Annotated in this window: 19 protein-coding genes and 1 pseudogene; 11 read left to right on the top strand and 9 right to left on the bottom strand. The window is 69.4% G+C overall.

Annotated features, from left to right (window positions below):
- Positions 1 to 182: 182 nt before the first annotated feature.
- Both ACFYWI_RS00670 and ACFYWI_RS00665 read right to left on the bottom strand, forming a co-directional pair.
- Positions 183 to 347: pseudogene (locus tag ACFYWI_RS00670) on the bottom strand (site-specific integrase); the annotation flags it as partial.
- A 45-nt stretch (positions 348 to 392) separates the two neighbouring features.
- Positions 393 to 1,253 (bottom strand): macro domain-containing protein, encoded by an 861-nt coding sequence (locus tag ACFYWI_RS00665; protein WP_389223293.1) that lies wholly within the window; start codon positions 1,251 to 1,253, stop codon positions 393 to 395.
- Between the two features lie 415 nt (positions 1,254 to 1,668).
- On the opposite strand from ACFYWI_RS00665, the gene ACFYWI_RS00660 reads away from it, so the two are divergent.
- Complete coding sequence (locus ACFYWI_RS00660) at positions 1,669 to 4,143, top strand: SIR2 family protein (protein ID WP_389223290.1); 2,475 nt, start codon at positions 1,669 to 1,671, stop codon at positions 4,141 to 4,143.
- A 490-nt stretch (positions 4,144 to 4,633) separates the two neighbouring features.
- On the opposite strand, the gene ACFYWI_RS00655 is transcribed toward ACFYWI_RS00660, so the two are convergent.
- Positions 4,634 to 4,930: a GYD domain-containing protein gene (locus ACFYWI_RS00655; protein WP_389223287.1), complete on the bottom strand. Its 297-nt coding sequence runs from the start codon at positions 4,928 to 4,930 to the stop codon at positions 4,634 to 4,636.
- 458 nt (positions 4,931 to 5,388) lie between these two features.
- Between ACFYWI_RS00655 and ACFYWI_RS00650 the strand changes: the two genes are divergently transcribed.
- Positions 5,389 to 5,874: a DUF2975 domain-containing protein gene (locus tag ACFYWI_RS00650; RefSeq protein WP_389223284.1), complete on the top strand. Its 486-nt coding sequence runs from the start codon at positions 5,389 to 5,391 to the stop codon at positions 5,872 to 5,874.
- Positions 5,874 to 6,095, top strand: a complete 222-nt coding sequence (locus ACFYWI_RS00645) for a helix-turn-helix transcriptional regulator (protein WP_010981499.1) — start codon at positions 5,874 to 5,876, stop codon at positions 6,093 to 6,095. Before ACFYWI_RS00650 ends, ACFYWI_RS00645 begins: the two co-directional genes overlap by 1 nt.
- A 54-nt stretch (positions 6,096 to 6,149) precedes the next feature.
- On the opposite strand, the gene ACFYWI_RS00640 is transcribed toward ACFYWI_RS00645, so the two are convergent.
- Together ACFYWI_RS00640 and ACFYWI_RS00635 are read right to left on the bottom strand one after the other, a co-directional pair.
- The gene (locus ACFYWI_RS00640) at positions 6,150 to 6,923 is read right to left on the bottom strand and encodes a hypothetical protein (protein WP_389223281.1); all 774 of its coding nucleotides are present in this window, start codon (positions 6,921 to 6,923) and stop codon (positions 6,150 to 6,152) included.
- Between the two features lie 337 nt (positions 6,924 to 7,260).
- On the bottom strand, positions 7,261 to 8,217 hold the full coding sequence (locus ACFYWI_RS00635; RefSeq protein ID WP_389223279.1) for a helix-turn-helix domain-containing protein: 957 nt from the start codon (positions 8,215 to 8,217) through the stop codon (positions 7,261 to 7,263).
- Positions 8,218 to 8,299: 82 nt separating this feature from the next.
- On the opposite strand from ACFYWI_RS00635, the gene ACFYWI_RS00630 reads away from it, so the two are divergent.
- Positions 8,300 to 8,893, top strand: coding sequence for an MBL fold metallo-hydrolase (locus ACFYWI_RS00630; protein ID WP_389223276.1), 594 nt, complete (start codon positions 8,300 to 8,302; stop codon positions 8,891 to 8,893).
- Between the two features lie 257 nt (positions 8,894 to 9,150).
- Here ACFYWI_RS00630 and ACFYWI_RS00625 read toward each other — a convergent pair whose 3' ends face one another.
- Together ACFYWI_RS00625 and ACFYWI_RS00620 are read right to left on the bottom strand one after the other, a co-directional pair.
- Positions 9,151 to 9,735 (bottom strand): Pycsar system effector family protein, encoded by a 585-nt coding sequence (locus tag ACFYWI_RS00625; RefSeq protein ID WP_389223273.1) that lies wholly within the window; start codon positions 9,733 to 9,735, stop codon positions 9,151 to 9,153.
- Positions 9,716 to 10,498 (bottom strand): Crp/Fnr family transcriptional regulator, encoded by a 783-nt coding sequence (locus ACFYWI_RS00620; protein ID WP_389223269.1) that lies wholly within the window; start codon positions 10,496 to 10,498, stop codon positions 9,716 to 9,718. The genes ACFYWI_RS00625 and ACFYWI_RS00620 overlap by 20 nt, the downstream gene beginning before the upstream one ends.
- Positions 10,499 to 10,967: 469 nt before the next feature.
- Here ACFYWI_RS00620 and ACFYWI_RS00615 point away from each other — a divergent pair, with 469 nt between their 5' ends.
- The 7 genes from ACFYWI_RS00615 (at position 10,968) to ACFYWI_RS00585 (ending at position 19,831) form a co-directional block, all read left to right on the top strand.
- Positions 10,968 to 12,074 carry an Hsp70 family protein gene (locus ACFYWI_RS00615; RefSeq protein ID WP_389223266.1) on the top strand — a complete coding sequence of 369 codons (1,107 nt, stop codon included), beginning with the start codon at positions 10,968 to 10,970 and terminating at the stop codon, positions 12,072 to 12,074.
- A 24-nt stretch (positions 12,075 to 12,098) separates the two neighbouring features.
- Positions 12,099 to 12,995 (top strand): hypothetical protein, encoded by an 897-nt coding sequence (locus tag ACFYWI_RS00610; RefSeq protein ID WP_389223263.1) that lies wholly within the window; start codon positions 12,099 to 12,101, stop codon positions 12,993 to 12,995.
- A 61-nt stretch (positions 12,996 to 13,056) separates the two neighbouring features.
- Positions 13,057 to 14,115 carry a hypothetical protein gene (locus ACFYWI_RS00605; protein ID WP_389223260.1) on the top strand — a complete coding sequence of 353 codons (1,059 nt, stop codon included), beginning with the start codon at positions 13,057 to 13,059 and terminating at the stop codon, positions 14,113 to 14,115.
- Between the two features lie 5 nt (positions 14,116 to 14,120).
- Positions 14,121 to 15,389: a hypothetical protein gene (locus ACFYWI_RS00600; RefSeq protein WP_389223258.1), complete on the top strand. Its 1,269-nt coding sequence runs from the start codon at positions 14,121 to 14,123 to the stop codon at positions 15,387 to 15,389.
- Positions 15,386 to 17,332 carry a dynamin family protein gene (locus tag ACFYWI_RS00595; RefSeq protein WP_389223256.1) on the top strand — a complete coding sequence of 649 codons (1,947 nt, stop codon included), beginning with the start codon at positions 15,386 to 15,388 and terminating at the stop codon, positions 17,330 to 17,332. The genes ACFYWI_RS00600 and ACFYWI_RS00595 overlap by 4 nt, the downstream gene beginning before the upstream one ends.
- Positions 17,329 to 18,255 carry a hypothetical protein gene (locus ACFYWI_RS00590; protein WP_389223253.1) on the top strand — a complete coding sequence of 309 codons (927 nt, stop codon included), beginning with the start codon at positions 17,329 to 17,331 and terminating at the stop codon, positions 18,253 to 18,255. The genes ACFYWI_RS00595 and ACFYWI_RS00590 overlap by 4 nt, the downstream gene beginning before the upstream one ends.
- Positions 18,164 to 19,831, top strand: a complete 1,668-nt coding sequence (locus ACFYWI_RS00585; protein WP_389223250.1) for a dynamin family protein — start codon at positions 18,164 to 18,166, stop codon at positions 19,829 to 19,831. The genes ACFYWI_RS00590 and ACFYWI_RS00585 overlap by 92 nt, the downstream gene beginning before the upstream one ends.
- A 13-nt stretch (positions 19,832 to 19,844) precedes the next feature.
- Here ACFYWI_RS00585 and ACFYWI_RS00580 read toward each other — a convergent pair whose 3' ends face one another.
- Together ACFYWI_RS00580 and ACFYWI_RS00575 are read right to left on the bottom strand one after the other, a co-directional pair.
- Positions 19,845 to 20,996 (bottom strand): hypothetical protein, encoded by a 1,152-nt coding sequence (locus ACFYWI_RS00580; protein ID WP_389223247.1) that lies wholly within the window; start codon positions 20,994 to 20,996, stop codon positions 19,845 to 19,847.
- A gap of 197 nt (positions 20,997 to 21,193) precedes the next feature.
- On the bottom strand, positions 21,194 to 23,923 hold the full coding sequence (locus tag ACFYWI_RS00575; RefSeq protein ID WP_389223244.1) for a SpoIIE family protein phosphatase: 2,730 nt from the start codon (positions 23,921 to 23,923) through the stop codon (positions 21,194 to 21,196).
- Positions 23,924 to 24,014 lie beyond the last annotated feature (91 nt).

Raw genomic sequence — 24,014 nt, 5'->3', positions numbered from 1 at the left:
CTCAGGTGGGACCGATTCTCTGGTTGCTCCATTGGCGCGCTCTTGCTCTGCGGACTCCTCGACGCAGCTGAGTGAGCATCACCACGGCCCCGCAGCCCCGCTTGGCAGCCCCGTAGCTCCACGTGCCAGGTCGGTCTGCGACCGGTTGAATGCGGCGCGACTGACTGCCAGGGAGGCGGAGCCTTCCTCTCCAACTGGACGAGGAAACGCCGGACATCAGAGACACTCAGTGACTCCAGCCGCTTGGAACCGATCATGGGCACCAGGTACAGCCGGACGTGAACTTCGTACTTGGCATAGGTCGTGCGCTTGCGGCGCGGCTTGATGATGTTGTCCAGCCAGTAGGGCCGTCCTCAGCCGGTCGTAGCACTGCCCTTACTGCAGGGATCGCGTTACTTGCCGGTCGGACCGTTCAGTTCCGGCAGCACAGTGAGCACGGACCGGCAAACCTCGGCCTGTGCATCGGTATAGGCCAGCAGGTAGACGGTGCGGATCCGGGAGGCCGGATGGGCCTGGAAGTAGCCCACGGCAGCGGACGCCAGCTCCTCCGCGGTCCTCCCCAAATCACTGTTGCCTCCCCCGGTCCCCAACAAAGGCAGCACGACGGAGCGCAGTTCCTCCCCGGTCTCGTTCAACCGGTCCACCTCGCTCAGCAGGTTGCGGACGCATCGGTTTAGGTCCATAACCTGCCGGAATCCCGACGCCGGTTCCCCCTCAACCGCCGCGACATGGACGATGCGCTTGACCCCATGGCTCTCGCGGAGCTCACCCGGCCCGGTAGTCAGCACCTGACCTGCGGCGACGTGTGTCTGACCTGCCATCCGCTCGGTGAGTTCCAGGGCGATGCGGTCCGCCACGAGGTGGCCGCCCACGTCTCGGGCACCTCCGTGATAGCGGATGGTGGCGGAGATCGTCGGCTCAGTGATCCGGGACATCTCCATGCGGGTGTTCTCAGGATTCACCCACACGTCCACGCCCAGCACGTTCGCCAGATTCCCGGTGATCATTCCGAGCTGGTGCCGGCGGTCGCCCTTGATCGGCGTTTCATACCGGGTGCTGCGAGCCGGCGCCACCGGTGCGTCGTGCGTGGCCAGGGCAATGTCCAGGCTCTTGCGGAGCCGGGCGTTCTCTTTCGCGGCGGCTTTGAGGGCGCCCACGGTTTCGTCATAGGGCCTCGTCTTGGCGAGCCAGGCGTAGGCAGCCAGCATGAAGAACGCGGCGAACCCGGCGGCGCCGCCGAGCCCGAACCCCATCGCCCGGCCCTCCGAGATCGAGTCCGGAAAGATCGAGTACAGGAAGAGAGCGCTCGCCAGCGAGTAGAGGAGTACTGACGGCAACTGCAGCGCGTACTGCCTCCCCTGCCCCCTCGGCCCGGCGGCCCAGACCTGGAGCCCGATACCGGCCGTGATGAGACCGCCCGTCACTGCCAAAACCAGCCAACTCATCGGTGGCGCATCCTCCTCTGCCGCGACCCACGGGTCCGCCGCACCCTCCAGCCTCCTAGCCGTACTCGAGTGTCCTTGAGTACCACAACTACCGCTCTCATGGTTGTCGACTACTTTCCTGAAGAGGCGTCATGCACCGTTCTTCATGAAACGATTGGGGCGACCGGCCGCGCTCCCCATCAGCGTCGATGTGCCCTGCGCGGTGATCGGAAGGAGTCACTCGTTGTCAGACCTTCAGTCCCTGCTGACCACAAGTCAGCTTCGCTTCCTCAAGACAGCAGCCAGGAACGGTTCGTACCACGTACTGCTCGGGGCGGGCGCGAGTCACGGAGCCCATAACCCGCACGGCGAGGTCCCAATGGCGAAAGCCCTGGTGAAAGCTCTGGCCGAGGAGTACCCGGACGTTCCGATCAACGTCGCGGAGGACACGCTGTCGCGGGCCTACCAGCGTTCGGTGCTCGGATCCTCGACGGAAGCGGTCTGGCGGTTCCTCAAGAAGGTGTTCGGAGACGTTCAGCACGCCGAATGGTTCACCGACCTGATCAGCCTCCCGTGGAAGCGCGTCTGGACTCTAAATGTGGACGACGCGGCGGAACAGGCGTACGGATCGAGCCCACTTGCCCGCTATCGCGAAGCACGTACCATTTCCTGGGACGAGCAGTTCTCGGAGACCGGCGCCCTGGAGATCATCCATCTCCACGGTCACATCATCGGCTCGAAGCCGCGCAAGCTGATCTTCTCGCTGTCGGAGTACCAGGCCGCCGCTCAGGGGCACGTCGTCTGGGATCAGGTACTCGCGTCGACCATCGGCTCGCACCCCCTCGTCGTCGTGGGCGCCCGACTGCTGGATGACCCTGATGTCGAGCGGCTCCTCACCAGGAACCGGCCGAGTGCGGCCGCGCCGTCCATCGTCGTGGATCCGCGCATCTCGGCCGAGAACGAGTGGGAGCTGAATAAGTACGGCTTCGTGGTGTACAAGGGCACGGCCGAGGAGTTCACCAAGGACTGGTTCACGCAGGTCGGGCTGGACAGCGATTCGCTTCTGGAGCTGGCACAGAGCGAACAGCTGAGCATTCCTCAGGTCCATGAGCTGCAGACCAATCATCCCGGACCTCGGCCAAAGTCCCATCGCTACCTCGACGGTGACGAGCCCCTCTGGTGTGACGTCATCGACAACCTGGTGGCGCCGCTCTCCTGGATGCAGGAGGTCTCCAAGGGCATCCGGGAATGGGCCGCCTCGGAGAGTCACAAGCCGAGGATCCACCTCATTTACGGATCCCGCCTCACCGGAGTGTCCAGCGGCCTACTGTGGATTGCGAAGGAGGTACGGTCAGCGGGCGTCCGGTCGTTCGTCTTCGACCGGTCGAGCCGATTCGACGTACAGCGACTGGTCGACAAATTCAGCGGTCACGGACCCTCCGTCCTCTTCATCGACGGCGCGGCCGACTTCGCCGACGACATCGACGAGCTCCTCGGCGAGGCCGGGCTGGAGGGCACAGCGGAGATCTACGTCGTGGCAGCGGAGCTCCCCAGCAGGAACCTGCAACTGGAGGCCCGGCTCGAGGGGGCGTACGAGAAGAGCGTGGCGCCATCCGTGCCCACCCAGCTCCAGCGCCGCGATGCCGAGGCGCTCGTCGCCAAGCGCGAAAAGCTAGGCCGGCTGGGCAAACTGGAGGAGCTGGACAGGAAGGGTCGGGTCGGCCACTTCAAGGGCCGCGACGTCTTCTCGGCCATGATGGAGCTGGAGTACGGCACCGGCTTCCGCAAGCGCATGGAGCAGGAGATCATCGCGCTCGACGCCGAGTGGAAGAAATCGCTGATCCTCTTGCTGTCCATTGCCAGCCGCGGCCGCAACTCAGTCAGCCTGCTCGAATGCGCCAAGGCTCTCAACGTCTCGTCGGACACCATCGTCCGAGCCGCTCGACGAAGCATGGCACCCTTCGTCGAGGTCCAGGGCGATGTCCTGGTGGCCCGCCAGCGCGACGTCCTAATGGGTCCCATCGTCACATCGCTGGGGAATGGGGGAGCCCTCGCGTCCCTTCGGGAATGTATTCAGAACCTGTCTCCCCTGGTGAACCAGGACAGCCTGCGCGCGCGCAACAGAGCAGCGATGTTCGTCCGTTACGCGATGACCCAGAAACTGTTGACCAGCATCTTCCCGAACGATGACGTGGAGAAGTTCTACGACGACCTACTTCCCCAGTTCGGAGGCTGGAACGCCCGTTACTGGGAGCAGCGGGCGATCCACGCGAAACACCAGAATGACTGGTCGCGCGCCGAGTCGTTCGCCGAGCGGGCCGTGAACCTGCTGGACGACGCCTTCACTCGGACCACCTGCGGCACCATCCTGATCAACAAGGCCGATTTCTTCGCCCGCCAGAACGACAACAGGTGGCAGGAATTCCACCAGCGTGGGAAGAAACACTTCGAAGTGGCCTTCGCAGCGGACCGGGCGAACCGGGTGACGGCGTTCGCCTATCTGGAGTCGGCGATGTCACTGGCGGAGAGCGCCACGGAGTGCAACGTCCCGGAATGGTCCTCCCCGATCGCCGAGCTGCTTCACGAGTGGAAGCCGATCTACGGCGGACTGCGCCTAGTCCTCGGAAACGACCTGGCCCTGGACTCAGTCCGCCGAGCCGAAAAGCTGTCCCGCCGATGGGAAAACCTGTCGCAGAAGGGCCTCCCCACTGAAAACTAGAGGGGGCAACTACCAGAAGGGCCAACGGCGTAGGCGTGAGCACAGCAAGTGGACATCCGGCGCGTAGCACAGGCATGTCTCCCCGCGGAGTCTCGACACCGTGAGCCGGGCGCGCGGCCTATTCGCGGACGGTTCCGCGTCATCGCACCCTCGCTAGGCCTCTGACCTGGTAGAACACCTGAGACGCACGGGGCCTCCGGAGCCGTGTGCGCAGGTTCGAATCCTGCCGGGGGCGCCCTTCATGAGGTGCCCAAAGACCCCGTCACCAGCGGAAACGCTGAGGCCGGGGTCTTCTTGCGTGTGCAGCCGTGTGCCGCCCGGAGCGGGCGTATGTCGGGGGCTGTGAACTATTCGTGGACAGGATCTTGGGACGTAAGCCCAGGTCGCACCCCAGGAATGGCGAAGGCCTCCGGAGAGGTCCAGGGGCCTCGATCCGTAGCGCCTTGAGCGTGTGTCACTCGAACCAGCAGATCCTCGACATGGAAGTCCCTCAGCCAGTGGCTTTGGCGATGATGCGGTCCATCTCCTCCCGGCCGAAGGCTCGCAGGGTCGTACTACGAACGTTGCCCAACGCGCCGGCCTGCAGGAGCACTGCGGTGGCAGTCTCGTCGTCGGGTGCCTCTACGACAGCCACGATGTCGTACGGACCGACGGTCCAGTAGAGGTTCAGGACCTTCACCCCGAGCTTCTGTGCCGCTGCGGTGAAGGCTTCGGCGCGTTGCGGGGTGTCCTTGTAACCGCGGATCCCCTGGTCGGTCCAGTTCAGCAGCGCAACAAACGTGGGCATGATCCTTTACCCCTTGAGTAGACACAACGAGTCGTGGTCAATCGTGGGTCTCATGCGCGTAATGCGCATGAGAGGCGCATCTAAAGGAGTGACGGGAGCCATCACATGCTGCCTCGAGCGGTGGGCAGCCCGTCGACACAAATGAAGGTGACACGGCAGCGAACGCGGACGGCAACGGCAGTCAGCAGTGCCCCCGGTGGTCCTCGGCCGGTCGGCCTGGCTTCATGGCCTTGCCCGACATACACCCCCAGGGCTTCGGCGTAGTCGGGTGGCGTCCGATTTGTATTCAAGTGAGGCTAACTTCGACAAGATCAAGACGGTTCGCGCAACCGCCATGCCATGGGGGGCGGCGGCGTCCCGCCACGGTGCGAACCTGCCGCCCCACCCTCCTTCCCAGCCCTTGCTTCACCTATCGGCATTCGATAGATTCCCATCGCAACTCGGTGGAAGGACGGGCCATGGGAAAGCTGACAGTGCGTGCGCTGCGCGCCGTGCTCGCGGTGGTGCTCGCCGGCACCGTGTTCGTACAGGCATTGATGGTGTGGGCGTTGGCCACCGACCCGGAGGACGGGCCGCTCCCGCTGACCCCGCTGCGCGTGATCACGATCCTGGGCATGGTGTCGGCCCAGGTCGCCCTGGTCTGCGTATGGCGGCTGGTGACGATGGTGCGACGCGGAACCGTGTTCTCCCACACCGCCTTCCGGTACGTGGACGGCGTGATCGGCGCGATCGTGGCGGCTGCCCTCGTGTGGTTCGCGGTCACGGTCCTCAACGCGCCGGGCCAGCGGGACGACCCGGGCGTCACCGTCATCATGGGCGGGGTTGGCGTGGCCATCCTGGGGGTCGCGCTCATCGTGCTCGTGCTGCGGATGCTGCTCGCCCAGGCCGTCGCGCGCGACGTCGAAGTGGCACAGATGCAGGCCGAGTTGGACGAGGTGATCTGATGCCGATCGCCGTCGACATCGACGTGATGCTGGCCAGGCGGAAGATGTCCGTGGGCGAGCTCGCGGACCGCGTAGGAATCACGCCCGCCAACCTGGCGGTACTCAAGAACGGCCGCGCCAAGGCGGTGCGCTTCGCGACGCTCGCCGCGCTCTGCGAGGTGCTCAAGTGCCAGCCGGGCGACCTGCTGCGCTGGGAGGCCGAGGACGCCGCCGGCGGATGACGTGCCCCAGGGCGGGCGTGACAACGCCTGGCGCCGGCCTGAGCGCTGTCCGCGTCAGTGGACCGTGGATGTCTCGGCGACTGCATATGCCTCCAGGCCCGGGGTTGCGAGGAGGTGCGCGACGCAGGCCGCCGAACCGCCGACGTACGTGCTCACCAGGTCGACGTCGCCGCCCACACACCAGGCACGATCCTGGGGCCACCACAGGTCGGGGGTCTCGAGCCACGCCTCGTGGGGGTCTTGCGCGGGCGAGTCGGCATCGTCGAGAGGTCCGGCGAGCAGGATCTCGTCGCGGCCGGGGGTGCGGAAGACCGGGGTGTCGTCCCAGTCGTAGTGGCCGTAGCCGTCCCACGGTCCGTACCAGCAGCGGTCAAAGGTTCGGGTGTGTTGGGACAGCACGGAGATCAGGGTGCGGGCCACGTCGGCAGGGGTCGGGCCCTCCTGCGGGTGCTCGTCCCAGACGCCGGGGACGGCCGGAGTGTCGTCGTTGCGGTAGCGGATGGGATCTCGGGCGCCGATCAGCTCGTGCCAGCGCGTCCCTTCGGACACTGACCGCCCGTACACGGCGGCGACTCGGTCCCACCGCACCGGTTCCTCACCGAGCCGCGCCGGGTGGAAGACCCGCGCGTACGCGTCGAAGCCGGGTGCGCACACCCCCGTCACCGTGCCGAATCCGTCAGTGTGGGGCGGGCGCTGCTCCAGCCAGCGGGCGGGCGTGAGGTTGCCTGTCTCGATCTTGAGTCCGTCGCTGGGCTCCCAGTCCTCGTGCCTTGGCGCCTTGGCCCCAGAGTGGACCAGGCAGGTGTCCCAGCCGGGCGCCGAGAACACAATCGGGTGCGCTCGGCGCGGACTATGCCTTCCTTGGCGAGCCAGTCAGGGCCGCGGGCTGCGAGGGCCGGAGCGTCTGCAGGTGTGGCATCCAAGCCGACGACGGTTTGGAAGTGGTTTCCCATGAGGTGTGTCAGTAGAAGACGCCCCCGACAGCAGATGAGGGCACAGCCTGGAACCTGAAGACCTGAGCTTGGGAAGCTATGGCGCTTTGGGCGCTGTTGCGGGGCCTGACCTGCGGAAACGGTTTGACGGGCGCTGTCGCGGGCCCCGTTCGTACCGGTATTGAGCGCTGTTCACCGCTCCGAAGGGCAGGGATGGGGCATGCCCTCGCCGGCTACGGCGTGCGGGTGAACGACTGGCGGTAGGAGCGGGGCGGCACTCCCCGACGCCGTACGAACTGTGAGCGCAGGACGGCCGCGCTTCCGAAGCCGACCAGGCGGGCGATCTCCTCGACAGGGAAGTCCGTGGTCTCCAGGAGTTCCTCGGCGCGGCTGAGCCGCAGGCCGAGCAGCCAAGCGTGCGGGGTGGTGCCGGTCGAGGCGGCGAAGCGGCGGGCGAAGGAGCGCCTGCTCATCAGGGATCGGCGGGCCAACTCCGCCACGGGAAGCGACTCGTGGAGGTGCTCGCGGGCCCAGGCGAGCACGTCGGCGAGCCGATCGTCATGGCAGTCCTCGGGGGTCGGGGTCGCCAGGTACTGGGCTTGCCCCCCGTCGCGGTGGGACGGCAGGACCAGGTCTCGGGCGATGGCGTTGGCCTTGGCGGCGCCGTACTCCCGCCGCAGGAGGTGCAGGCACAGGTCGAAGCCGGCTGCGGCTCCCGCACCTGTGGCGATCCGGCCTTCGTCGATGTACAGGGCGTCGGGTTCGACGGTGACGTCCGGGTGGCGGTCGGCCAGCAAGCCGGCGAACCGCCAGTGGGTGGTGGCGCGTCGCCCGTCGAGCAGGCCGGCGGCGGCGAGCGCGAAAGCGCCGACGCAATGTCCCGCGACCAGCGCGCCGCGCTCGTGTGCGGCGCTCAGCGCCTCGAGCACGGCGGGTCCCGGCGGTGTACGGAAGTCCGCCCAGGGCAGGGCGATCACCAGATCGGCGGCGGCCAGCCGGTCCAGGCCGTGCTCGACCACGATCGGCAGCCCGACATCACTGCGGATCCGTCCGGGCCGGTCGGTGCACAGGGCGAAGTCGAAGCGGGGCAGGTCCGGGCCGCGCGCGTCGAACACCTCGGAGACGATGCCGACTCCGAGCACCCCGACACCGGGCGAGGCGTAGGCGGCGACGGTCACGAAGGGTGGCATGCGGGCAGTGTGGCACGATTCCTGCGATCGATGGCAGTGCGGCCACTCGTGAAGGAGGTTTCTGCCCCGAAGACTTGGGGTCATGACAGACGCACCGCTCGGCCGCAGCGCCACGTACAGGATCCTGACCACCGGCTACACCCTCTCCACCGGCCCGGGGGTGGCCGCCACCGTCTCGTACATCAGTGACGGGGGACGCCGCGTGATCGTCGACCCGGGCATGGTGGCCGGCCGCGAGCGGATCCTCGGCCCGCTCGCGGAGTCGGGGATCGGCCCCGATGACATCACCGATGTGGTGCTCAGCCACCACCATCCGGACAACACCATGAACGTCGGCCTCTTCGGCCGGGCTCGCGTCCACGACCACAAGGCGATCTACCAGAACGACCAGTGGACCGACCGCGACGCCGAGGGCTACGAACTGACCTCCTCGCTCAGGCTGATCCGCACCCCGGGACACAGCCGCGAGGACATCACCCTGCTGGCAGGCACGGACTCGGGTGTCGTGGCCTTCGTGGGTGACCTGTGGTGGCGCCCCAACGGCCCGGTGGACGACCCGGTGGCCCCGGACCACAAGATGCTGCTGGCATCCCGGCTCCGGGTACTTGCCGCCGCGGATCTGATCGTGCCCGGCCACGGCGCCGCGTTCCCGGCCGACGACACCGCGCCGCGCTAGCGGTAATGAGGTCGGCCAGCTCCCGGCGTCCACGGTGGCGCGGATGGACCGCCCCGCCGACGTTCAGCCGCGTCCGCCGACGAGGACCGCTCCGGACCCTGCGACGCATCGGCAAACGAGGCGCGCCGACCCGGGGGCCCGCTGACAGCCACCGGCGTACGAGACGGGATGAAGCCGAGACCGCGCCTGTTCGGGGTCGGCCGCCCTACGCGGGAATCCACTGAGCGCCTGTTGTCGTAAATCTCGCTCCACGGGCGTCACGAGAGGAACAGCAGCAGCACCAGGAGCCCGACCCCTGCCACGGCGAGCAGGAAGGACAGCTCGACACAGCGGTGTTTGCGCCACACGATGCGGCTCATCGTCACGAGCTGACGACTCAGCATCGGCAACGGGTCACGCTCGCAGAGCGCCTCTTGGAGTCGTTCCGGGTCCCAGTGCCGCAAGTGTCCGAAGTAGACGAAGTTGTACGGTGCTTCGGCCTCGGCCTGTCGTCCCCGCATCCTGGGCAGGACGACGAGGACAGCGAACAGGGCGCTGGCCAGCACCGACAACAGCGCGGCGACGAACATGACCAGGAGCGGCCCGTCCAGAGCGCGGACGGGGAAGCTGCCACTGGTGACGAGCCCGGCGATGCCGACCAGGGCGGCGGTCTCCAGGGTGAGGGCGAAGCTCGCCTTGGTGTCCACGCGGGCGGTCCACTCGCCCAGGGCGGCATGAATGCGCCAGGCGGTATCCGAGGCTTCCGCCGCGGACGGTGTGCGGGGCGGCGGCGCTGCCGACGGGGAGCCGTCGGGGGCATCGGGCCCATGCCCGGACAGCGGTTCAGGCCGGGCCGAAATCATGTATCGCTCCTCCCTCACGTGCCACCTTCGGTCGTATCTGGCCGGGCCGCACCGCCGGGGCGGGCCCGGTCTGATTCGCAATGGCGCGTAACAGGGCGGGCTCGCGCACCAGCACACCCCGGTAGCGCGTCGCGACCGCACCGGAACTGCGCAGCGTCCGCAGGGCGCGCTGCACACTGGCGTCGGAGACATTGGCGAGCGCAGCCAGGTCCGTGTGGCTGAGCGGCACGGTGATCTGTACGCCCTCCGGGGACGGCTCGGCGTGGGTGTGGAGCAGATTGTCCAGGACGCGGGCGAGGCGGGCGGTGGCACTTCCCGAGCCGGCGTCTATCCGGTAGCGGGTGGCCCCCCTCAGCTTCGCTGCCATGGACCTGTGCAGCGCCTCGGTCGCCTCGGGCGTGCGCCGCAGATAGTCGCGCAGAACCTCCGCGGTCAGCAGACGGGTCTCAGCCGGACGGATGGCCACGACCGTCGCCGACCGCGGTTTGGAGTCCAGCGCCGAGAGCTCGCCGACGAGTTCGCCGGGGGCCCGTAACGCGAGCAGCACGGTCCCGCCGTCCTCGCACGTGCCGATCACCTTGACGCAGCCGTGCAGGATCAGCATGGCGGTGGTGTCCGAGGCCCCTTCACGGATCAGTGAAGCGCCCGCCGGATAGGTCACCGGACGGCCGAGGCCGAGCAGTAAGTCCATGGCTGCCTCCGGTAGTTCGTCCAGCAGACTGCCGGGCGCCCACCGGGGCAGCAAGGACGGGTGGATACGCATGGTGCCCGGTCCTCCCCCTGAGAGACGCGCGTGGGCACGCGCCGTGACCTTTGTCCGGTACGCGTGTGTGTGCGCCCGGCAAACCTACCGGGATTGCGACAATCCGTGGCTGCCGTACGAAGAAAACAGGGTCGGGCGCGGTGTGGTGCCGGGTTCACCGAGCGTAGGACCGGGCGAGCGGGCCACACACCGTCATCTGACCGAGTCTGCGGGGCCCGAGCCGCACAGGATGTCAGTCATGTCATTGCCGCCCGTACAGGGTGGTGGCTGCTCCACCGTCGTCCCGCGAACCAGGCGGGGTGGGCTCGGAGGGGTGCCCACCTGCGGGAATGGGGGATCCGTGGGAGCTCAAGCATCCAATGGCCACGCTCAGGAGTGGTCGCTGGCGATCGATTTTGGTACGTGCTTCACTACGGCCGCCACAGCAGTCGCCGGGTCGAGCGACATGGCCGGCGAATCGTCGCCCGCCATGCTGGAAATCGAGAACAGCCGCTATCTGCCGTCGCTCGTATGTCTGGACGCCGACGGCACTCCCCTCACCGGGAGAGCCGCCCTGCAACGCGCGGTCAACCGCCCCGATCTCACCGAGCGTGCCCCCAAGCGCGCCCTGGTACGGCAGGACGGTGTGATCCTGGGCGAACGCCGCGTGTCCACCGCCGAGTTGGCCGCCGCCGTGCTACGCCGGACGCTGACCGAGGCCCAAGCCGTTCACGGTGGGAGCGCCCCCTCCCGTACCGTGCTCACCCATCCGGCGCGGTGGGGCGCCGCTGAGCGCACTCGGCTCGGTGAGGCGGCGGCGCTGGCCGGCATCGACGGGCCCGAGTACCTGCCCGAGCCCGTTGCGGCCGCCCTCCACCACGCCGAAGCGGGAGAGGTCCCCGAAGGGGACTGCCTCGCCGTCTATGACCTCGGCGGCGGCACCTTCGACACGGCAGTGCTGCGCCGCACCTCCAACGGATTCACCACCGTCGCCGTCGGCGGCGATCCGCACCTCGGCGGGGAAGACCTCGACGAATGCCTGGCCGCGCTGCTCGCCGAGCGCGCCGAGGCCCGCGATCCGCTGCCCTGGGACGAGCTGTGGGGGTCCGCCGAGCCCGGACAGGTCGCCCAACGTGCCCTGCTCCGCAGAGAACTGACGGCCGCCAAGGAGGCACTGTCCACGGCGAGTTCGGTGGACCTGGCCGTCCCCGGCTACCCCGAGCCCTTTCTGATCCGGTCCCACGAGTACCGGTCGGCCGTCGAACCGCTGCTCGCCCGCAGCCACGACCTGCTGACCGCCACCGTACGCGAGGCGGGTCTGGAGCCCGCCGCCCTGCACGCGGTGGTCCTCACCGGCGGCGCCAGCCGGACGCCCCGGGTGTCCGACCTGATCGCCGAACGGGAGCAGCGTCTGCCTCTGCTCACCGCCGACCCGAAGGCCTCCGTGGTCCTCGGCGCCCTCAGCTCCGGTCTGGTGGTGACCGTGCCGGCGGAGGGCCCCGCCGACGCCGGTGCCCGGCCCGGTGAGCCGCGCCGGGCACTGCGCTACTTCCAGCCCGCCGGTGATCCGGACTTCGAGTTCTCTCCCTACGACTGATCTGTGACAACGAAGGGGAATCGGGTGGACATCGTGATGCTGGGACACAGCGCGGCGGGAAAGACCACCTATGTCTCACTGATGTACGCCGCCATGCACGGCGGCATCGAGGGCTTCGGTCTGCGCGCCGAGAACGTCTCCGACCACCGGGTGCTGAGCGCCGCCGCCGAGGCTGTGCTGCGCGGCCGCTACCCGAACGTCAGCAATCAGCGCTCGGTCTTCGAATTCGTCCTCCAGTACGAAGGGCAGGACGTGTTCCCTTTCCGCTGGCGCGACTACCGGGGTGGTGCGCTGCGCGAGCGCAAGGGGAACAGCGAGCAGGCACAGCAGCTCCACGAGGACCTCATGGCGGCCCAGGCGGTGGTCCTCTTCGCCGACGCCCACCGGCTGGTCACCGTGCCGGGTTCGGCCCGGGAGCTGCGCCGGATGATCATGCTGGTGCGCTCGGCCATGGCCGAGCGCACCACCGAGCTCACCCCGGTGGTCCTGACCTTCACCAAGTGCGACCTGATCGATATGAACCAGGACGGCAATCTGGACCGGGTGGTCGGCCCCTTCCAGGAGCTGATCGACGCGGTTGCCGCCACCCAGCACCTGCGCGGTGCCTTTGTCCCGGTGGCCTGCGGGCCCGAGCCGGTCAACGTGGTCTTCCCCGCGCTGTGGAGTCTCTTCTACGGAATTGCGGGCCGGGCGCTGGCGCTCGAGGCGTCACTGGAGCAGTCGCTCGAATCGGCCCGGAACGCCGCCGCACGTGACACCTGGTGGGACCGCCTCGCCAGCCCGCTCATCGGCGAGGACACATGGGCCGAAATCAGCGCCCGCCACCAGCGGACCGCTGAAGCCGAGTACGAACGCCTCGAGCCGCTGCTCGCGCCCGCCCAACGACTCGAACAGCTCCTTGAGGACGTCCCTTCCTTCTGAGCCCTCTGGGCACGCCGTTCCCTCTGACGACCGACGCACGAGAACTGGAGCGCATCAGGACATGTACGAAATTCCCAGGATCACCATGACGATGCTCGGCGCCACCGGCTCCGGGAAGACCACCTACCTGCACGGTATGTACGACACCCTCTCCACCGGCGTGAACGGATACTTCCTGTACGCCACCGACCCCGACAAGGACCTCGATCTGGCGGAGGCGTGGGAGGAGCTGTGCGAGGCCGGCACCCTCCCGGACGCGACTGCCACCGAACCGGTGGACTACGAGTTCGTCTTCCGGCACGGCATGACCACGCTCCTCGAGATCGACTGCCAGGACTTCCGTGGCGGCGCGGGCACCGAGCGTCTCGGCAAGCCCGAGTCCCCCGAGGACATCGCCAAACTCCGCGCCCGGCTGGACATATCCGACACCATCATCCTGGCGCTCGACGGACAGCATGTGGCCCGGTGGGTCGCCGACAACACGCCTGCCGGACTCAGCCGGGCCCATGACCCGATGAAGATCGCCCGCTTCTCGAAGGCCATCTCGACGGTCTGCGTGAAACGGCTGGAGGCGGAAGAGCCCACCCCCGCCATCGTCGTACTGCTCACCAAGGCGGACCTGCTGGGCAAGCTCAGTGGAAAACCCATCAAGGAGGCGCTCGAAGCCGTCAAGCGCAATCTCTTCAAGCTGGTGCAGGTCCTCGGTTCCGAGGGAGTGACGGTGATGCTCTGCCCCGTCCAGATCGGCGCCTTCGACGGGGCCAACCTCTCCACTGTCGACCCCGGTCAGGTCAACCCGAAGAACCTGCACAAGCCGATCACCTTCGCGCTCATGCACTACCTCACCGAAATCATTCCCCGACGCCAGGAGCTGATCAGCTCCATGGACCGCGGCCTCGACGCGCAGAGCAGCGAACTCGCCGGCCTGCGCGGCGGTTTCATGGACGGCATCTTCCACCGCGGCCGGATCAGCGCGGTCGAGTCCTCCATGGCAACCGACCGCAGCGCACGCGGCGAGCTGGCTGCCCAGGTCGCCGAGGCCCGCAAACGCGCCGAGCAGATGGCCGACGACCTGCGCACGAGCCCCATCTACCGCTCCGGCAAACTGCAGGAGGCCTGAGCGCCATGGCGGACAGCCAACAGCGCGAAGCCATGGTTCCGCCGACGCCGCAGGGCTGGTGCGCCGTGGTGTACGGGCGCACGTACCGCATCGACGAGTGGTGGCGGGCCATGCCCGCCGAGGTTCCGGTACAAGGTCCCGTCGGGCGCGCCGTACTGGCCACCGTGGCGGGCGGGAAGCGGCTCGCGGACAGTCCCCGGTACCTCCTCGCACGCGGCGCGCACGGTGTACTGGTGGGCGCGGCCTGTCGGATCGACGTGGTGGACCAAACGAGGGCGGTGGAGTCCCACGGGCGCCCGTTGTACGGATTCGTCGGCTGGCACCACCGGGACCGGCACATCGCCGGGCTGCCTGGACTGCGGGAACTGGAACAGCGGTTGAGCGACTGGGCCGGGCCCACATACCAGGAGTGGGTAACGCCGGCATGGGAGGCCCGCACCTCCCGCTCGGCGACCATGCTCACCAGCACTGCCGGACCCGCGCCGTGGGACGAGACCGGTCCGGGGGCGAAGCCCTTCACCGCGGACCACACGGCCCTGCCATCCGAGCTGTGGGCCAGACAACGGACGATGCACGTGTTTCCGCAGGCCGAGGCCGCCCTGCTGTGGGACGCGGTGCTGCGGACCGGACAGGACTTCGTACTGGGAGCCGGGTGGCGGGAGGCCAGGGACGGAGATCCGTCGGTGCTCACTCATCTGTGCAGTGCGGACGCCACCGGCCATCAGGAGATCCTGCACAAACCCCCACCCCCGACCTCTCCCCCACGGCCCGGGCGCCCGCCAGGGTGGCAGCCGTCACCCGCGGCACAGCGAGACCACCGGTCCGGCCGCCGTGATCAGTACGGGAGCGAGCGCCGCAGGAGCAAGGAGCGGTACGAACCACCTCGCGAGGACTCGGGTGGCCTGGGTGGCTTGGCCAAGTCGGTGCTCGAATCCCTGTTCGGACTCGGAGGGGGAGGGGACGAACCCGCCCAGGACCCCGGAAAGGGCCGCCGGGACGCGTCCTACGAGGCGAGTGACGGCCGCGAGCAGCACACCGATCCGTACGGACACCGCGAGCAACGCAGCGATCCGTACCGCCGTCCTGTCCCGCCCGTGCCCCAGGGCCCCGCGTACGGGCGTACCCGCGAAGTCGACCCTGAGGACGCCTCCGCCGAGGGGTCGTTCGACGAGTTCGACGAGGAGCCGCCCCGGTCCACGTCCGGACCTCGGGGATCCGAGCGCACCGAAACCGGGCCCCCGGAAACTTCGCCCCCGACGGAAGACACACCATGAATCCCACTCCGCACCCACTGCAGGCCGAGGTGCTCAGGCTCGCCGAGGACTCCGCCGCCCTCCTGGACCGCGTTGCGTCCCGCCGGCACCCCACACCGCCCGGCACCCCCGCCATCGAGCCGGGTCCCGACGGCGACCACGGCTACGTCACACCGCCCGGAACCGCCGACGCGATCCGCGCCGAGGCCGCCGCCGTGCACGCCGGCGCCGCCACCCTGGTCGTGGTCGGCGAAAAGAAGCGTGGCAAGAGCCGCCTGCTCAATGCCCTCGTCGGACGCCCCGGCCTGGTCCCGGTGGAAGTCGATGTCGCCACCGGCGTCCATATCGTCGTACGCCACGCCGAACGGCCCGAGGCTGTCGCGTATCTCGACGGTGGCGCCCAGCGGCTGCCCATCCGCATCGAGGAGATAGCCGAGTACGCCGCCGTGGATCCGGTCACCCAGGGCGCGCGCCGCGACGACGTCCATCACGTCGAGGTGGGCATCCCCGCGGAGCGGCTCGCCTCCGGGCTCTGCTTCATGGACACCCCCGGCGTCGGCGGCCTGGTGTCCGGCCACGCCCGCATCACCATGGCCGCGCTCGGCCGCGCCGACGCGCTGATCTTCGTCGTCAACGGTTCCACCGAACTGACCGCCTCCGAACTGCGCTTTCTGGAACAGGCCACCGAACGCATCTCCGAGGTCCTCTTCGTCCTCACCCAGACCGACAAGTACCGGGCGTGGCCCGAAGTACTGGACCGCAACCGCGTGCTGCTGGCGCGGCACGCTCCACGCTATGTGGCCGCGCCCTGGTTCCCGGTCAGCAGCCGGGCCGAGGAGGACGCGCAGGCGGCGGCATCGGCCGGAGACGAGGAAACCGCCGCGAAGCGCCGCGCGGCGAGCGGCTTCGCCCCGCTGATCGAGACGCTCACCGGTCGGATCGCCCCCCGCGCCGCCGAACTGCGGCTGGCCAACATCGTCCATGTCACCCGTGCCGCACTGACTCCGCTGGCCGCCGCGCAGGACCGGCGGTTACGCTCGCTCGCCCAGGACCCCACCCTCGTGGGCGAGATCCAGCACCGTCGCGAGGCCGTGCGTTCCCTCCAGAGCACCGATGCCGCCTGGCGCGGCATGTTGCGCAAGGCCGCCCTGGAACTGGAGCGCCGGCTGCGCACCGGCTTCCTGCGCGACGTCAACGACCTGCGGCAACTGGCCGAGGAGAAGACCGCCTCACTGTCCGGGCCGGAGCTGGCGGCGGAGTTGCCGCGGGATCTGGAGGCGGGGGCAGAGGCGGTCTGGATGAACCTGGAGGACGCCACCCGCAAGGGCACCGCCCAGCTCGCGGCGCTGATGGAGCACGAGTGCGGGATCGACCCGGACGGCATTCCGGAGGAACTCGCCCGCCCGGAGCGCCTGGACGCACTCCCCCACCTGGTCCGAACGGAACACGACGCTGGGGGCGTCCTCGGACTCGTCGAGCGGGTGATGCCCGCCTGGAGCGCCGGAGGCCTGACCGCCACGGTGGCCTACGTTGCCACCGGCGGCCTTCTGCTGCCTCTCGCTGCCGGCTTCGGAATGATCGGCGTACTGTCCCGCCGACGCAGGCGGCGGGAGGAACTGACGCGACTGCGCGGTGACACCAATCGCTACGCGCAGCGCCTGATAGCCGAGTTGACCACCGAGATTCCTCCGGAGATCACTCGCACCGTGGAGGAGGTCACCGCGCGTCTCACCACCCGCCTCGCCGAACGCATCAGCGCCCAGCGCTCGCTGCTGGAGACGGAGTTGGAGGAACTCCAGCGCAATCTGACCGCGTCCCGGGAACAGCTCGCCCAGGACCGCGAGCGCACCAGGCGCCTCAACGCCGCTGTCGCAGCCCTGCTGGACCGCGCCCGTGACCTCGCGGGCAAGCTCGCCGGACCCGAGAGGCAAAGTGATGCCGACCCGACGGGAGAGCCTGCATGAAGATCGTCATGCTGGGGCTCAGCAACGCGGGGAAGACGACGTACATCGCCATGATGTACGAGCTGATGCGCAAGGGATACGGCGGATTCAAGATCCGCGCCACCGAGCCGGACCGGGACCGCGAACTGCTCTCGGCGGCCCGCTCCATCCGGCAGGGCACGTACCCGCCGCCATCCTCCCGGCGGGACGCACATGTGTTCCGGCTCAGTCACCGGCGGCGTGCTGTCGCCGACTTCACCTGGACCGACTACCGGGGCGGCGCGCTGACCGACCGCGCGAGGGACGAGGAGACGGCCCAGGTGCTGGCCGAAATATCCGGTGCGGACGGTCTGGTGGTCTTCGTGGACGCCCACAATCTGGCCACCACCGCCGGCTCCGGTCGGCGCGCAGTACGCAGGCTGACCGTGCTGCTCCAGCGAGCGGTGGACGAGCGGCCGGGCAAGGTACCCGTCGTCGTCGCCTACACCAAGGCCGACCTGGTGGCCGGGGACCAGGAGTGGGCACGGGCCACCGCCCCGCTCGCCGACCTCCAGCAGGCGCTCGCCACCTCGCACCGGGTACTGGACACCACTGTTGCGGTTTCCTGCGGGGCGGACCCGGCGGGTGTGCATGTTCCGGTGCTGTGGTGCCTGGCCCAGCATCTGTCCGCCAGGGTCACCGATCTGGAGCGGGAACTGGCGGCCAGCAGGAGCCTGATGGCGGGCGCCAAGGAGCGTTCGGGGGTATGGAACAGCCTCACCTCCACGATCAAGGGCGAGGAGAGCGAGTGGCAGAAGTATCTTCGCTACGAGCAGGGGGCCAAGGAGGAGGCGAAGGAACTGAAACCCCTGCGTGCTCCAGCCCGACGACTGCTCGTCGCTCTCGAACGAGCACAGGCCGACCACGCGCCGCCGACGGGGCAGCTCGCGCAGGAAGGCCGGTGAGAGCCATGGCACCGGTGAAGCGGCGCGGACCTGCCGCCCGCGCCCGTACCACGCCGCCGACCACGTGACCGGCACCGGCCGTCCCGCCCGCCGGCCCCGCGGCGAACTGTGCGGCGCGGCGGCGGACCTGGCGCGCGCCGCTCTCGCCGCGCTGCCTGCGGGCGAGGCCGCCGACGCGGTGCGAGCGGTCCTCGACCGGCTGGCCGAGGACCGCTTGCGGATCGCCGTCGGTGGACGTATGAACGCCGGCAAGTCGACCCTGGTCAACGCGCTGCTCGGGCGTCGGCTCGCGGCTACGGCCGCCACCGAGTGCACCATGCTCGTCGCCTGGTTCCGACAAGGGGTGCAGAACCGCGTGGAGGTGCGGCGCCTGGACGGGCGGCGTTACTTCGTCCCGGGGCACCCGGGGGGAGGCATCCCGCGCGACCCTCGCCGGCTCGGCAGTCCGCGCCAGGAGATCGCCGAACTGGTCGTCGAAGTCGCGGACAGCGCCCTCCTCGCCCACCGGTACAGTCTCGTCGACACCCCGGGCATGGACACCCTCAGCGGTCTGGACGAGGTCGCGCTGAGCGCCCTCGCACGGGCCGACGCCCTGCTGTACGTCATGCCGCACCCCGGAGCCGGAGACGCCGAGGCCCTCCAGTCCCTGCGGCGCCAGGCTCACGAACGGATGACCGCCCTCAACGTCCTCGGCGTGCTCAGCCGCATCGACGAACTCGGCAGCGGCACCGGCGACCCGTGGCCGCGCGCCGAACGCGTCGCCGCCACCTACACCTCCCGCCTCACCGGCATGGTCTCCCGCATCGTCCCCGTGGCCGGACTGCTCGCCCAGACCGCGACGGGCGACCAGTTCACCGAGGGCGACACCGCGCTGCTGCAGAGACTGGCCGGGGAGCCACGCCAGGAGCTGGAGCGGGCTCTGTACTCGCCGGACGAGTTCCTGGGCCGACGGGGTGGCCCGCTCGACACGGCGGAACGCACCCGGCTGCTCGATCTGCTGGGCACCTACGGCATCCGGGTGGCGGTCGACTCCCTCACCGAGGCCGACGGGGCGCGCGACGCCCGTTCACTGCTGAACGCGCTGCGGGCCGCCTCCGGCGTGGAGACGCTGTTCGAGGAGATCGACGTACGCTTCGTCGCCGCATCCGACCGGCTACGGGCCGCCTCCGCGCTGGGCCTGCTGGAGGAGGTGGCGGCCACCGTCCTGCGCGGCAATCCCGATTCCGGCGTACGAGGCGCCCTGGAAGCTCAACGTACGGCTGTCGCGGGGCTGCGCCGCCATCCGCTCATGCGGCAGACCGAACTCGCCTCCGCCCTGGCCGAACTGGCAACCGGAGGTCTGCGCCTCAGCGAGGCCGACGGGGCGGCGCTGGTGGCGCTGGCGACCGGTGGAGACGCGGCGGCATGTCTGGGCGTCCATCCGGACGCCACGGCCACCGAACTGGCCGCTTCGTCCCGGGCCGAGGCGGTCCGCTGGCGGGTCGTCGAGGCGTCGGCGCCGCGTGCGGTGCAGCGGCATGCGCGTACCGCACGCGAGCTGTGCGAGGAGTTCTACTTCCGCGCACGCGGCGACTGAGCCTTCGCGCCGTTCACCAGTCGTCGTGCGGGCCGGGCGACGGGTCCGGCTCGAGACCGTGCTCTTCGTCGATGTAGTCCGACATCGAGGTGTAGCCGATGTCGTCCATGTCCTGGATCACGTCACCCTGTCCGAGACGGCCGTCGTCCCAGGTCTGGTCGTGCTCGCTGTCGTATGCCATGAACGGCTCCTCCGAGGGCCAGACGTGAGCTGCCTCGTCGTGGTGGCCGGCGTGGGCGACATGCTCCGCCAGCGGCTGCACGTCCTCCGCCTCGGCGGAGGATTGTTGCCCGTGCCCGATGGTGCGCCGTTCCGCCTCGGCCTGTGCCTGCGTGGCCTGGTGGTGGGCCGCTGTGCCCTGAGGTGTCGTTCCGTCGTCCTCGGCCTCGGGGGCGTCGCGCAGCATCAGCAGCGTGCCCGCGCCCACCGCGGCCGCGGCCGTGCCCAGCAGCCTCCCCGTACGACGGCGCGGCCGTACCAACGGGCCGTCCGGCGGAAGCACCGGGAAACCGAGCGGCGCGGTACGCCCCCTCGGCAGCACGCTGATCCAGGCATCGGAGGCGAAGCGCTTCTGGGGGATGTCCACCCTCACCTTGCGGAAGGCCGCGGCCGAGAGACCGCCCGCCCCGGGCGCGAAGCAGTCCGCGTAGAGATCGGGCGGGACGATCAGGGCCATGTCGCTGGACGGTGCCCCGGCCAAGGCGGAGCGCAGTTCCCCGCAGTCCAGCAGCCGCGACGCCAGCTCCACCGACCACGCCACGAAGCCGAGCGGCGCCCGCTGTACGGCGCCCTGCGCCATCGCGACGCGGAGCCGGACGCAATGGTCTCGAGCGGCCCTGGCGTTGAGAACGGGGAGCATGTCCCGCAGGCCGAGCACCAGCCCGGGGACGGCCTTGCCCTCGTCCACCCCGCTGGGCAGCAGGAGCAGTTGACCGTCACCGCGGTCCTGTCTCTCGCAGGCGGTCCAACGCACACCGGCCTGCCGACAGGCATGGTCGAGCGCGTGGGCGACACCGTCCTGCACCTGCATCTGGGCGGCGTGACTGCGTCCGCTGTAATGCTCCACATCGACGATCAGGCAGAGCCTGCGCTCGCGGGGGCCCCGTTTCCAGGCCCCGGTGCCCTCCGGAGGCGTAACCTCCCCATGCCCCGTGGAATCGCTCACCGGCCTCTCCCACTCCCCGATGCCAGACCCCCTCCACAGCGTCGTCGGCCGGACGGGGAGAACTTCATGAGGATCGTAGCGCCGAAAAGCCTCATTCAGACCGGTTCTGACGCATCGTCCGATGGGTGACGGGATCACCGCACTTCAGCAACCGCAGGGCGGCTCGTCCCGGCACGTGCTGCAGGACGTGCCGGCCGTCAGGGCTCCGTCTCGAGGATGTCGAACCACGCCGCGGCGTCCACGCTCCCGTCGGATCGGGGGAGTGCAATCTCCGCCCAGATGACCTTGCCCTGGGGCGTGTAGCGGGTGCCCCACCGTTCTGCCATCTGGGCGACGAGGAACAGGCCGCGGCCTCCCTCGTCCATCGTGGCCGCGTACCGCAGATGCGGCGAGGTGCTGCTGCCGTCGGCCACCTCGCAGGTCAGGGTGCGGTCCCGCAGCAGCTGCACCGTGACCGGTGCGGAGCCGTAGCGGATGGCGTTGGTGATCAGTTCGCTGAGCACCAGCTCCACGGGGAACGCGACCTCGGACAGGTCCCAGTCGTCCAGCTTCTCGGCCACGGCGGCGCGCATCCTCGACACGGCGGCCGGTTCGAACGGCACGTCCCAGCGGACGACGTGGTCGGGCGGGGTCGCCCGTGTGCGGGCGATGAGCAGCGCCACGTCGTCCTTCGGCCGGCCGGGCAGGAGCTCCTCGATCACCGCCTGACAGCTCTCCTCCGGCGACCGGTCGGGATGGAACGCCAGAGCCTGACGCAGCAGCTCGATCCCCACGTCGATGTCCCGGGTGCGGTCCTCGATGAGCCCGTCGGTGTAGAGGACGAGCTGCGCGCCCTCCTCCACTTCGAGTTCGGCGGTCTCGAACGGCATACCGCCCAGGCCCAGGGGCGGCCCGGCCGGAAGATCGGGGAACGACACGCTGCCGTCGAGGTGGACCAGCGCGGGTACGGGGTGCCCTGCCCGCGCCATGGCGCAGCGGCGGGAGACGGGATCGTAGATGGCGTACAGGCAGGTGGCGCCCATGACCCCCGTACCGGCGCCCACCTCCGCCTCCTCCTGGTCGATGCGCCCGACCAGGTCGTCGAGGTGGCTGAGGATCTCGTCGGGCGGCAGGTCCAGGGTGGAGAAGTTGTGCACCGCCGTGCGCAGCCGTCCCATCGTGGCGGCCGCGTGCAGGCCGTGGCCGACGACATCCCCGACGACCAGCGCCACGCGACCGCCCGGAAGGGGGATCACGTCGAACCAGTCGCCGCTCACTCCGGAGAGCGCGGGCAGGTAGCGGTGCGCGACCTCGAGGGCGCTCTGCTCGGGAAGGGCCCGCGGCAGGAGGCTGCGCTGCAGGGCCACGGCCAGGGTGTGCTCACGGGTGTAGCGACGGGCGTTGTCGATGCTGATCGCCGCCCGGGCGACCAGTTCCTCGGCCAGGGTCAGGTCGTCCTCGTCGAACGGCTCGGGCTTCTGCGAGCGCCAGAAGTTGGCCACGCCCAGGATGACGCCCCGTGCCTGGAGGGGCACCGTGATGAGCGAATGGATGCCGTAGTCGACAATCCTGCCCGTCCGCTCCGGATCCTGGGCCTGCCAGCCGGGCGCGGTGGACAGGTCGGGCACGAGCTCCGACCGGCCGCTGCCGAAGCCCCGTGCCTGTGGTGTGGAGGGAAGGAAGTCGATCAGGCGGTCGAGTTCGTAGAGGGGATGGTCGTCCCGGATGCCATGGACGGCGGTGCGGCGCATGTCGGTGGCCGTACCGGCCGGCTCCTCCCCGCGCAGCACCGGGTCGGCCAGATCGACGGTGACGTAGTCGGCGAACCGGGGGACCGCGACCTTCGCCAGTTCCTCGGCCGTACGCACCACGTCGAGAGTGGTACCGATGCCCAGACCGGCGTCGTACAAGAGTTTGAGCCGCTCGCGGGCCGTCTCCGCCCTGCCGGACAGCGCCCGCAGTTCCGTGGAGTCACGCAAGGTGACGACCGTCCCCTTGGGGCCGCCGTGATGGTTCGTGGGCCGCTGGTTCACCGCGAGCAGCCGGTCCCCCGCCAGGTGCACCTCGTCCGTGGCCACGCGACCCGAGGTCAGCAGCTCCACCGTGCCGGGATCAAGACTGGGCAGCTCCGAGATGTGCCGTCCCTCGGCGTCGGACGGCAGGTCCAGAAGCCGCCTGGCCTCGTCGTTCGCCAGCAGCAGCTGACCGTCGTTGCCGACGATGAGGACACCCTCGCGGACGGCGTGCAGCACGGCGTCGTGATGCTCGTACATGCGGGTCATCTCGGCCGGGCCGAGCCGGTGGGTCTGCCGCCGCAGCCGCCTGGCCACCAGCGCCGTTCCTGCCGTGGCCAGGGCGAGCGCCGCCGCTCCGGCGCCGAGGATGATCGGCAGCTGTCTGTCCACCACGCCGGTCACGTTCTCGACCTTCAAGCCGGCGGACACCAGGGCGACGACTTTGCCCTTGAGATCGCGGACCGGGACGACCGCCTGCACCTCGTGGCCGAGCGGGCCGTCAACGCTCTCCGTGTACACGCGGCCGGCCAGCGAGGGCTCGATGGTGCCGACGAACCTCTTCCCGATCCGGTCCGGCTGGGGATGCGTGTAGCGGATCCCCTTCGTGTCCATCACCACGATGAAGTCGACGCCGGCCGCCTTCCGTGCCGCCTCGGTGGAAGGCTGAAGCACCTTGGAGGGGTCGGGGAGCCTCAGCGCGGCCGGAAGGCCGGGAGAGTGCGCGTACGTCTCCGCGACGGCGATCGAACGGTTCTTCGCCTCGGTGCTGCTGTCGTGCCGGGACTGCAGCACAAGCGCCACGACCGCGCTCGCAACGAGGAGCACCACCACAGCCACCTGCAGGGCGAAGACCTGCCCGGCGACGCTCCGGGGATGCTTGTCGGTCAGTGACCGAACCGGAGCGCTCCGGAATCGGTCGAGACGTTTGACCACACTGACCTTTCTAACACCGCACGATGCTCTGCGGCCAAACAGCGACGATCGGCTGACCGGTCGACGTCCGGCTCCTCACCGGGCACCGAGA

Origin of the sequence: Streptomyces sp. NPDC002889, from assembly GCF_042888425.1 — a bacterium.
Lineage (GTDB): Bacteria > Actinomycetota > Actinomycetes > Streptomycetales > Streptomycetaceae > Streptomyces.
The sequence above is the reverse complement of the archived record's forward strand: the minus strand, read 5'-3'. Positions and strand labels throughout refer to the sequence as shown.